Source organism: Larkinella rosea, assembly GCF_003858635.1.
Taxonomy (GTDB): domain Bacteria; phylum Bacteroidota; class Bacteroidia; order Cytophagales; family Spirosomataceae; genus Larkinella; species Larkinella rosea.
The window spans coordinates 1-11,801 of sequence record NZ_RQJO01000010.1; the positions used below are offsets into that span (position 1 = coordinate 1).

Sequence of the window (11,801 nt, forward strand, 5' to 3'; positions counted from 1 at the left end):
GAACGATCAGCGGACTAAAACTGGCATCCCGGTCACGCGGCACACTAATCTCCGACTCGCCGTAACGGGTTCTGATGTTCTTCTTTCCATAACCGTTTCGCGAATTGCTGTGGGCGGTCTGCGCGTGCCTGTCGTAGCCTAAATGCCCATCCAACTCACCTTCCAACATCTTTTCAATACCACGCTTTTGCAACTGGCCAAGAAAGTCACTGAGCGCGTCGCGGCTCTTGAAATGTTTCAAAAATTCATCGGTCAACAAATCCTCTGGTCTCATAAACTGTGTTTGGTTAAAAGTAAAAAATCGGGATTACAAACCCCGATCCCTCGTTTACACAGTTTTTGAGATAGTGTCATTTCGGTATAGGTTTTGCCCTTGCTCTGTAACTCGGCTACAATAGCAGCGCGTCGGTTTTACTTATTTGGCCATCTTGTCTTGACTGATATATAATCTTTTAGGAACTATTTTATAATAAATGTTCCAGCCCAGACATTTACACTAAGCTGAAACCTATTGATTATCAAAGTAATGTGTTACTGCTTTAGCACCTTTTTCGTTATAGACTGGGAACCGCTGGTCACTTTTAAAAACAAAACACCTGCTGGATGCTTGCCCAACTTCAATCTTTGGTGTTCCACAACGTCTGGTTGCTCTACTTGTAATTCACTGACTTGCCGCCCAGTGGCATCAATTAATTGTAATCTCAAGGGCTGGTCCTCAGCACTTCTGATTTCCACATCAATTTCATCGCTAGAGGTTGGATTGCCCCGAACTACCACTTCAAGCTGGATTTCCGATGTTAGTACCGATAATCGGGCCGATGGCGCACATTTCAAGGCTATCAAAGATCCCTTTAATGTGAACGTACTGTTTTGAACTTTGGCGCTGATATGGTGATTGATGTTGTCTTTGACTTTAGAAGGCGTAAAGAAAATGTAGCCGTGCTCGCCATTTCCCTTTTTATTATCTTTTAAATCCTGTCGGTAGTTTTTAGCTTCGACGGTACCGATCGAAACTCCATCAGAAAAAAACTCAACCTTCATGGGGGTATTTGGTTTATCGCGGTCCCAAACCCACCCTCGCATTTCCTGGCAAGTCACACTGGACAAATACCCTTCGAAATTACCGTTTACCGAAGTGGGGGTGTCGACTCCTGAACTACCGTCAGCGCAATAGTTGTGGACGCTGAAGCCTGGCCATCACTGGCAGTATAAATCAGGGCATAAGGACCCACTGTACCGCTAGCCGCAGTTCCGCTGATGATCCGCGAACTGGCCGTAAAGGTTAAACCCGTTGGCAATCCGCTTAGAGAATAGGTCAACAGCTTGTTTTCCGGATCCGTAAAGGTCGGCAGTGTTATAGAGACTGCTGTGCCGATGGTTGCCGAAAGAAGGGAAGTCGTTGGGGCTGTCGGGGGCTGGTTGACTGGTGTTCCGCTGCCCTGACAGGTAAGGGGTTTGGGGGATCCTTTCAAAACATAATTGCTTCCTTTTATTCGTCCCCAGATCGTGTGAGCCTGATTATTTTTAACTTTTTCCGGAACTGTAAAGCTATAACTGTGATTGCCATTCCCTTTGCCCGCATCTTTCAGATCCTGTCGGAAAATGTCGGCATTGGTTTCGCCAATGACAGTCTCGGTTTCGATTGTAGCACCATCCAGAAATTCTAAAAGAAATGGCGTATTGGGTTTGTTGCGATCCCAGACCCAGCCCCGGATTGTGCCGCATTCCACTTTGTCGAGGTAGCCTTCAAAATCTCCCGTAACGGTCGTGGTCGAAGCCGGATTGACTGTCAGCGGGACGCTTACCGAGTTAGACCTTCCCCCGGCATCGGTGGCCTTGTAGGTGAGCACGAAGGTACCCACCTGTTTGGGGGTTCCACTGATAATACGGTTGGGCAAGGCCAGACTCAGGTCTGCGGGCAGTCCAATCAGGCTGTAAGTGAGGGCAGTTCCTTCCGGATCGGTGAAAGCTGCCAGGGTGACCGAAAACGGCACATCGACCTGCGCTACGAGGACCGAAGAAATTGGGGGTACAGGAGGCTTGTTGTCGGGTACGGTAGTGGTTGTGCAAATCAGAGCTTTGGGTGAATCTTTCAGTATAAAACTGTTGCCCGAAACCCGAGCCGAGAGGTAGTGGGGCTGGCCGTTCTTGATACTCTCGGGAATGGTGAAGAAGAACGCATGATTACCGTTGCCTTTCCCGGCAGTCTGCAAATCGGACCGGAATTGATCCGCCAGTAGTGTAGCGATGACGTTGGGGCCGTCGAGAATATCGATTGCGACAGCGGAATTAGTTCTATTGCGATCCCATACCCAGCCCCGGAAGCTGGCACAATCGGTCCCGTAGATAAATCCTTCGAAAGAGCCCGTGACGCCCGTGGCTGTCACAGAAATTGTAGCGGTCTGGCTGCAGTAGCCTGAACGGTTGACCACCACTGTGAAGGTGTGGACTCCCGGCGCGGTCAGGCTGGCCGACACCATTGAACTGTTGGCACTATTGGTTAGTTGGGCACTAGGGGGGGCCTCCCAGCTATAACTCAGATAATTGCCTCCCGTAGCCGTTGCCGACAGACTAACGGATTTCCCGACAGCAACGCTGGCGGAAGAAGCCTGTGTTGCCACGGTAAGGCAAAGCGGTTCTCCCTGATACTCATAGGCCCCTATATCGACCCGATTTCCATAGATGCGAGGATTGCCGCTCAAATCCGTTTGAGGCAGGGTTTTAACGCAGTAGGGTCCACTGAAGGCCGTGGCACTGGTAGGATCACCGGCATTGACGGCCAAAGAAGTGGCGTTGAGCTGAAGGTTAGATTTACTGACAAAGGGCGATGTATCCGTTTGGCGATTGTTGGATCCGGTGTGTCCCGCTACCTGGTGATCAAATAAACAGTAATTTGCTTTGACAGTAGATGTTCCTTCAATCCACAAAGGATTCGCTCCTCCATTTTCCCATAAAATGCTGTTATTGATAGAAAGATTAGAGTAAATAAGATGTAATCCACCGCCCCCGAGCCCACCCGAATTACCCGTAAAGCTACAGTTAGTAAAGTTACAGTTAGTTACATCATAATTATTAAAACTATATACGGCGCCCCCTCCAAGAGTAGCCGAATTGGAATTGAAGCTACAATTCACGTGGGTTGAATTTGTATAACGGTTGGCTATCCCCCCTCCATTCTGAGTAGCTTGATTTCCGCTAAAAGCGCAATTGATTAAAATTGGGGCCATAAGATAATCATTATTACCACTATTGGCCATTCCTCCCCCATTAAGAGCGGTATTGTTGGTAAAGCTACAATTTGTGAGGCTTGGAAACGAAGTCCCCCAGCTATCTATTCCCCAGCTAAACATTCCTCCACCGTCTACTCTGGCTGAATTTTTGTTAAAACTGCAGTTTGTGAGGATTGGGCTCGATCGATTATTGTACATACCTCCTCCAGCTGAAGCGGCCCAATTGTCATGAAAGGCGGTGTTACTCAGAATAGGGTTAGATACAACATTATACATGCCCGCACCGTCATAAGCCACATTGCCAATAATATGACAATTGGTCAACGTTAGATTTGAAGTATGACTATATATTCCCCCACCACGGTAGTGGATAGAAGAAATATCTGCGTCGTTTGCGTTGCCTCCGGTAACAACAAACCCATCCAGGGTGGCTGTACTGATGTACTCACTGACAATGACGTGATAACTATTATTGGTATTATCGTTTCCATTATCAATGTCACCGCTGAGGGTGGAAGAAGAAGGAGTGGTTAAATTAACTGCAGGGCGCTGGCTGCGAGCCACTTCATTACCCACAAAGCCACCGTAGATGGCTACGTTGTTTTTCATATTGAAGCTTATGGTGCGATCGGTTCCGGTGGTTGGCTTATAGGCTCCCGCGGCAACCCACACCTCACCGCCCGATTCGAGTGAGTTGATCGCCCCCTGCAAATCGGCTGTGGCCGTGGCCCAACTGGTGGCCGTAGCCGGATTGCCGTTGGTACCGGTAGGAGAAACAAACCGAATTTGGATAAAGGCTGCACCAACCTGACTTTGGACCCGGGCGAAAGCAGTCGGGATTGGTGCGGTTGGCTTAAGCTTTTTTTTGACTTTGGTAGCCTGAGCCAATAGACTTAGGAAGAGCAGCAATAGCAGCAAGAATATCCGCTTAATAGAACGGAGACTGGAAGTAGCGTCGAGGTGAGTCATAAGGATAAAAAAGTGAAAAGAAACCATAACAGATCCAGCGTCAAATCGAGACCTATGTTAATGTGTTATCGAATGTCAAAGTCCCATCTATAATTGTTCATTTCGGATATGGAACTGACAACCGAGATAGTTATTTTGGTCTAATTAGAGGCTGATATATACCAATTTGCTATTGTCGCAGCCTATTGCTTCAAGATCTTTTTGGTAATCGGCTGGTTGTTATGATGAAATACAACCTGATAAATCATCCCACTTTTCCAGGTTGAAGTGTCTAAAGTTACCTTCGAAGTTAACCACTGATTGGAATGAAAGATCTCTCGTCCTGAGGGGTCATAGACCGAAAAACCTTCAATGGGTTGATCCACCTGCGAGGGCTCTATCGTTAAGGTGTTTGTCACAACCGGATTAGGATAAACGTTGATCAGTTCTTTTGTAGGGGCGTCTAAAGGCTTTTTACGCTCATTAAAGATAGATTGTATGAAGTTGGGTAAACCCAATAGTGGAGCCTTTCCTCGAAACTCCATCGACATAAATCCCACCTTACAATCTTCTCCAGACTCATTGGGTTTATTGACGACGGTTATCTTAGTGTTGCCTGATCGGCTACGAATGGGGGAACCCAATGCAGCATACAGCTTTCCATCAATGCCCAGTTGCAAGGCCCCCCCCAAAGACAAGCTCACCGGTTTGCCTCGTAGCGTATCGGTAAGCGTCAGTTCGGTCATGGCATTGTTGGGAGTCGATAAATCAAATTGGTATGAACCATTATGGGTGTATAGGCCACTGAGATACAATTTAGTGTTGTCCGGTGAGAAGGAAACCCCATACTGATGGCTGAAATTACCCAAACTGCGATAGTTGGAAAGAAGACCCGTTTGGGCATCGAAGTCATAAAGTTCAAAGGGCCGGTTAAGGCCATAGACGGCGGAGGCTACCAAAGTGCCATCCGGTGAAGCTCTCAAATAGCCCATGGCTTCAGAGTTGTTGATTCGTTGACTGGCTTTGTGTACCGTGCCGATTGCGCTTCGCTGTATTTGAGAGACCCCTTTTGCCGTTAGCAACATTATCAGGAACTCATTACTCTCCCAGGCATGCGCTAATACCCAGTAGTCAATTCCATTGCTGTGGGGGATTGCTGTTAGTTTTTCAGTCGTCTTTGACTCAATGAGTTTGTTTTTTACGCCAGCTACAACATCACCGAATCCTTGGTTAAGGTTCAAATCAACCAGAGAATAATGTAGACCCGGATTAGTGCCATCATTTGCAGCTTTGACAGTAAAAACGTAATACCGATTTACCTCACCCGGCGCTGGAACAATGAGCGCTGATTGGGTGGATGTTGCGCTGCCTGATAAGCCCAACCCATTGGGCATTATTTCATGTTTGCAATTCCAGATACTAATCCCATTGGTGTAGAAAAGCATTTGACCGCTATTTCGGTCAGAGATAATGGCAGACCCTTCCAGTTGGTGCAACCTACTATTGTGAGTGGGTTCACTCATTTGTCCGTTGAAGACCAAACCGGCGTGGTTGCCAAATACCCAATTATCCGCTTCCCGCTGGGCTTGAACGTAGAAACTAGCCAACATAAAAAGTGTAAGTAACGCTTGTTTCATGGTAATAAACAGACAATTAGTATTTGATAAATAATTAAAAAATAAATAAATATTTCTATTTAGTGTACTTTTTAGGGTAAATGTAAATACATTTATCAGACAAAAAACCACACTTCCAATTTTTCTTTTAACAATTGAATAGGGCCATGAAAATGCTTCTTCGCTTTCTGTTAATAGTGAGTTTATTGACGTCAAAAACAGTTCTGGCCCAAGATTTAACATCGATCTATCATGTGGACACCGTTACTGCTTTCAGTCAATTGGGGCCTATCTATGAAGTCGTTGCATATGATGGTTCTATTTGGAAACGCAAGGGTGGTACAGTTTCCGTTGGCACGCCTGGATACGGTGGCGTTTTGCTGGAAGGAGATAGCTCCGGTCATTATGAGCGAATATTTTCTGGCTCTCTGGACGTCCACTGGTTTGGAGCTAGAGGTGATAGCAGTACAGATGATCGAATCGCCTTTCAACGATGCATTGATTATGCCGAGGTAAGTTCTCATAAAAGAATACACTTGCGATCGGGGAAGTATATCCTAAGCGCAACACTATCTGGTGTTTATCGAACATTGCTCACCATACCATCAGGGGTTACGATGGGAGGTGAACCAGGGACAATGATTATTGCTAAACCCAATACCTTTACGTTAAATAATACGACTTACAACCGGCTGGTAATCAATAAAGGTTCGGTTAACAAAATTAACTCAGATCAAAACATCACTCTGGAGAATATCCTCTTTGATTGTAATGGGCATAATCAAATCACTAATACTTTGAACGGAGTTTTCTTCGAACGTGTAACCAACCCCATATTTCGAAATATAACTATTAGAAATGCAACTGGCACCGGAGCAGAAGCCGCAAATGGTCTAATCGAAACCTGTGCAATTAGTACCCGTTTATGCTATAATGTGCTGTTTAACAACTGTAAAGTAGAAAATCCAAGCACCTTTGCGATTTCTTCGACAGGTTTTGCTGATACAAGGTGCACCGATGTTAAATATGTCAACTGTATTAGTGATGGAGCCCGAGCAATGGGATTTACTACCTATTTTTCAGCCAATGTAAGCTATCGTGATTGTTATGCCTGGAACGTAGGAACAAATTCGTTTAATGAGGAGCACGGCCATGATGTCGACTATTTCCATTGTGTGGCTGGTATTCAAACTGCTTCTCAAATTTCTTCAGGTGAGGTAGCTTATGGAGCCCCTTTCCCAATAGGTCAAAATCGGACTTCTGTATCGACAACTTTTAAATCGTTCTCCAGCGGCTTCTATTTGTTGAATAATTCTGGCGGAACAAATATCCGGTTAACAAATTGTATTGCCCGCAACTTTACAGATGGTACAGGAAATTCTACTCACGCTGGGTTAGCCATGCGAGGAATTAAAAAGTCAACTGTATCGGCGGTTAGTAGTACGACTTTGACTATTGCTGATAGTCTATTTACCCGGGCATACGTTGGCCGAAAAGTGTTGGCTGCCGCCAACTCAACAATTCGGCAAATCGTTCAGTATATTTCTCCTACTCAGGTAGTTCTAAATAACACCATATCGGTTAGTACAGGAACTGGCATGATTTTATACGGCCCAGATGTGAAAATTGAGAATTGCGATTTTGCGCAGAATGACTACCCGATATTTTTTGATGACGATAGCGGCAATAGAGCGTATGCAAGCCGAACCGTTAGAATTAATAATACAAAAGTTTCTCCCAATACTGCTAATAAAAGCTGGCGATACATTGGTCCCACAGGTCCTAATGAACGTTGGGTTGTTGGAAGTGGAGTACCGGTTGATGGGGTAGTTGCGGCATTAGAAGGATCAGGGACTAATATACCCTCAATTCCTGCTAGTGGCACTATTGTTTTCAACGATTTTCCCTTTGATGTCATGGTCTATGTTACGGGAGGTACTGGGGTTTCCATTGGTGTATTGGGCAATACACCCAACAATAATACGCCTTATGGAAGCTTGACAAGTCCTTTTCGAATTCCAGCAGGTGGGAGAATTCGAGTAAATTATTCGGCAGTTTTTACAAGTTGGGATTGGTTACCAGTTGATTAGTAATTAGGTATACGGAAGATTCCAAAGAGAAGTAATACACATTATGAAACAATAAATTACCAATTCAACTCTACCTTTTGCACCGTCTGCACTATCATCTTATCCGCCTGCTTTTCAATAACCCCCTCTACCGCATCCGGCACATTGGCCAGTAGGTCATAACCTGTTTTGCTCTCGATCTCATCAACGCTGACCCGGTAATTACTCCAGAGTTGCTCCCCAGTCGCGTTGGTGTTAGGAATCCAGACCGCAATAACCCGAGTCTGAGCGCTGATCCGGCTAAGGTCATTACTTCCTACCGGTAGTACCACGATCACTTTCCACATAGCCGCCGGAACGGTTACTTTACCGCCCGCGATGGTGCTGGCAGTTCCGTTGTCGCCGGTGCCGCCTTTGCCAAATGTACCGGCAATTATATACGCTTCATTGCCGTCGGCAATCAGTTTCCGAGTGTATCCCTCCAGTTGATTCCAACTCTCCCGGTTGAGCCTCGGAGCCTTGGGTACAATGTTGGTCATAAAGAAGGTGGTGCGGTTCTCCTCGGCGGTGGAATCCCGATCATCCGACGGACACAAGTGGCCGCGGTCAAAACCGCTCAGCTTATAATCGTCATGCCGAACCTGGTACCAGCCAGTTGGTAGCGTCTGATCCGGAATGAAAATGCCGTTGTACCGATTGACCGATCCCTTCCAGGCTTTCGACAGATGCCAGGAACACCAGTTGGCGATGCCGGTGCTGCGGTTATAGCTCAGCGTGTACGCTGGCCTCTCGATGAGGTAATTGTTTTCCTGCGAAGTGCTGGCGTTGCTGGGGTTACCGAGAGCTAAGTTGGGGTCACGGGTAGGGATTGAAGAATCCGGAGCCGGTTGATCTGCATTCTGGCAGGCAACAGGCAAAAAGAGAATAGCCAAGAAAGCAGGTAACAATTCGGTTCATAGGCACAAAACAAAGATAAATCCGCCAAATATACCTGCCCACCCTGCCTTATCCATTCTTACTATTTCCCTATTTGCAATAGAATAGAAGTTCCAACCGCTACCGCTCTCCGAACTCGTAGCCAATCATTTTAAAACACTTGGTTTAATCTTTATTCTACAGGTAAATGCCCCCAATTTGACGACATTTGTCCCGAAAATGACAGCCTATTTGCGGGCAAGAAAGCATCTTTATCTCATTCATTAATCAGTAAGCATGTCCTATCTTCTCATCTAAGCTTACGGGGATTATGCCTGAAGCCAAAAAAATAGCCTCTTACGGGGCTTGTGGTAACCGCCTGGCCGTGTCTGACAAATCAGCTGTTTACTTGAAGACCATCTAAAATCTTTTCCATGCTATTTTTCATCAATTCGACGCTATTTTTCATCAATTCGCCATATCGCAGTTGGATTGCATCGAATGGATGGATTGTTTTGAGAACGACAATCATCGTTGCATCAAAAGCTAAGTGATTGTCTAAAATGGTATTTGGAATAAAGCCCTGAATAAGCGCTTGAAAGTCATTGTCGCTGATTGTAGCTACGCGGGCGAATTTGAACGAAATACACGGTGTGGCGGCCATCCGTTTAGGATTAACCAACGGCTATAAATATTTTAAATCAAAAAATTGGTAGGTTGCAACGCCGTCTTGCCAGGTTAAATGCCTTTCGTCCTTTAAGTCGGTATTATGAAAAAATAACTTGGTCGGCCGGGAGCTTTGTACGACTCGCTTTTATTGATCAGATACTACAATCAGTAAGCGAAAGTAAAACACATTCTTACTCTGGTCATTTAATAAAGAAACAGCGCTTTTTCTTTCAGATGTACAAATACGATAGTCTCTGGTACAATTACGACAATCATTCTACCATTACTGCATCAGGTTTGGCAAGGTTTGCAAATGGAGCATCCAACACATCCTAACAAAACGTAAGCATTATTTAATCTATTTATCCAATCTCCACCATTCTTTATGAAATTCGGAACGAACCTGTGTAAATACCGTAAAGATAAAAAGCTATCTCAAGCCGAAATCGCCAACCAGATAGGAACTCAGCAAAGTACCTACAACTCTTGGGAGAGCGACCGGACACCCCTGCCTGCGAAGTACTCAGTCAAACTTGCACATATATTAGACGTCGATATACTGGATCTTATTCCTCCGGAGTATAACCAGTTAGTCAAAAAAAGTGTGGTATTTAACGATGCTTTACATACGTACCTGATCGATTCCCAGAAGCAGATCACCCTGTTACAACAACGGCAGACCGAACAATTAAAAATAGAGAACGAACAGCTTCGCAACCAGTATTCATAATAGAATCTTCAGGTACGATGGTGTTTTAAACCTTGAAATTATCGGTATTCTGATTGGAATTATCAACATTTTGGTTGGTGAAAATAAATCAATCCGCAAACTTTGTCAGACAGAATTGTTGCTTATTTCATATTCATAAATGTTAAATTTAAGCCACTTCCACCGGCTGATAACAGGCGAGTTAAGTAAGTAGCGTTGATCTGCTTAACACACTAATGACGCCTCAAATAGGATTTAAGGCAAGTGAACAGCGAATACCTCTGCCGGATAGAAATGCTTTTAGACCTATAGATTATATTCTAGTAAACTCTTTTTATAAATATCTTTTTAACTCTTTTTGGCAAAAAGATAATTTGAAGACAACAAGGACCGCTACCCTAGACGTGTTTGGCGACCTCGACGGATAGACGGCCCTTGAATTATAGTCCATTGTTTCCACAATAAACTTTTCAAAGGTATGAAAAATTCTTTATCAGTAGTCATAAGTACACTACTGTGTGCCGGATTGATGGTAGCCTGTCAACCAAACATGATCGACGAGATCAAATCTGACAAAAAGGTACTCCAGCCATCAGAAAACAAGTATTTAGAGTTTTCTACTCAGGCCGAATTCCAGCAGACCCTCAATGAGTTAAGCCGGAAAACGGAAGATCAAATTGATGCTTGGGAAAGCAAAAAAGGTTTCATTTCACTTCGTAAACGTTTCAAAGAGGTAGTGGCAGCCGAAGAGAAAAATGCGGCAAATGGATTGGCTCCGCTCAAATCCACTGAAGCACAACGTTTTACGTCAGCCTATATACCGAGCGAAGAAGGAGGTATTGAGCCCAATTTAGTCGATTGGCGCATGATGCCTTTAGTGAACCCAGCGGGGATTGTGAAAGTGGGTAAAATGCTGCTTCAATATCGCAGAGCAGTTACCAAATCCATCGTAGATGACCCTACTAAAGAGGGGGAACTGGCTTTACTCGAAAAAGCTACCCAATCGAACAGTGCTCTGCAATTACAAGTTAGTCCGGTAGTCAGTAGCCGACACTATCTACCCAATTCCAATGCCCGGTATACGACCCGTAGCTGCGAATCTGCTTCTGGGAGTCCTCAGGAATGGAAGATGATCGCTTACGAAGAAGTATGGGAATACGAAGAAGGTGGAGAAGAGTATCAGTGCAAATATGTCCTTAAATATAATTCGACGACTGGGGTGTATGAATACGTTTTAGAATGTGGGAATGTTTATGTACCCAATCTGAAACAATATTGTGTTCAGCTTAAAGTCCGGACATTGCAACGTGGTGCATTTGGCTCGTGGAACAATCGGTCTACGGGCACCCAAAAAGCAAGTGGCCAATGGAAATTAGCCACCGGAAGCGTATTAGCACCAGGTTGGAACAGCGGTAATGCAGGATATGTCACTGATCCTTTTCAAAATACCAACTATTCTGTAACCAATACCTCGGGATCAACATCGACGATGACCTGGACATTCCTGTACAGTACGAAGGCCTCAAGCGGTAATAGCAATATCGGTTTTGACCAATCGTCTTATCACGACCCATACTGGGACGGTTACAGTTGTCAGTGCCACATCTAACTCAAAAGCAGACCGGTGCGTCGCCACACCGGTCCT

At 45.1% G+C, this 11,801-nt stretch carries 9 protein-coding genes; 3 read left to right on the plus strand and 6 right to left on the minus strand.

The window, feature by feature from the left end; all coding sequences use genetic code 11:
* The 4 genes from EHT25_RS20945 to EHT25_RS20960 all read right to left on the minus strand — a co-directional run.
* Positions 1-274: transposase (locus EHT25_RS20945; protein ID WP_185731437.1), on the minus strand; the 274-nt coding region annotated here is incomplete at its 3' end.
* Positions 275-531: 257 nt separating this feature from the next.
* Complete coding sequence (locus EHT25_RS20950) at positions 532-1,041, minus strand: T9SS type A sorting domain-containing protein (RefSeq protein WP_185731438.1); 510 nt, start codon at positions 1,039-1,041, stop codon at positions 532-534.
* An 86-nt stretch (positions 1,042-1,127) separates the two neighbouring features.
* Entirely contained in the window at positions 1,128-4,226 is a 3,099-nt protein-coding gene (locus EHT25_RS33375; protein ID WP_310588771.1) for a putative Ig domain-containing protein, read from the minus strand.
* A gap of 155 nt (positions 4,227-4,381) precedes the next feature.
* Positions 4,382-5,815 (minus strand): T9SS type A sorting domain-containing protein, encoded by a 1,434-nt coding sequence (locus EHT25_RS20960; protein WP_185731439.1) that lies wholly within the window; start codon positions 5,813-5,815, stop codon positions 4,382-4,384.
* Between the two features lie 146 nt (positions 5,816-5,961).
* Here EHT25_RS20960 and EHT25_RS20965 point away from each other — a divergent pair, with 146 nt between their 5' ends.
* A complete protein-coding gene (locus EHT25_RS20965; RefSeq protein WP_124877132.1) occupies positions 5,962-7,884 on the plus strand; it encodes a glycosyl hydrolase family 28-related protein in 1,923 nt (640 codons plus the stop codon).
* A 56-nt stretch (positions 7,885-7,940) separates the two neighbouring features.
* Here the strand turns inward: EHT25_RS20965 and EHT25_RS20970 are convergent, their stop codons facing one another.
* Entirely contained in the window at positions 7,941-8,795 is an 855-nt protein-coding gene (locus EHT25_RS20970) for a DNA/RNA non-specific endonuclease (RefSeq protein WP_229311718.1), read from the minus strand.
* 380 nt (positions 8,796-9,175) lie between these two features.
* Complete coding sequence (locus EHT25_RS20975) at positions 9,176-9,442, minus strand: hypothetical protein (protein WP_124877134.1); 267 nt, start codon at positions 9,440-9,442, stop codon at positions 9,176-9,178.
* Positions 9,443-9,832: 390 nt separating this feature from the next.
* Here EHT25_RS20975 and EHT25_RS20980 point away from each other — a divergent pair, with 390 nt between their 5' ends.
* Positions 9,833-10,177 carry a helix-turn-helix transcriptional regulator gene (locus tag EHT25_RS20980; RefSeq protein WP_124877135.1) on the plus strand — a complete coding sequence of 115 codons (345 nt, stop codon included), beginning with the start codon at positions 9,833-9,835 and terminating at the stop codon, positions 10,175-10,177.
* 457 nt (positions 10,178-10,634) lie between these two features.
* A complete protein-coding gene (locus tag EHT25_RS20985; RefSeq protein ID WP_185731440.1) occupies positions 10,635-11,765 on the plus strand; it encodes a hypothetical protein in 1,131 nt (376 codons plus the stop codon).
* The last annotated feature ends 36 nt before the right edge of the window (positions 11,766-11,801 follow it).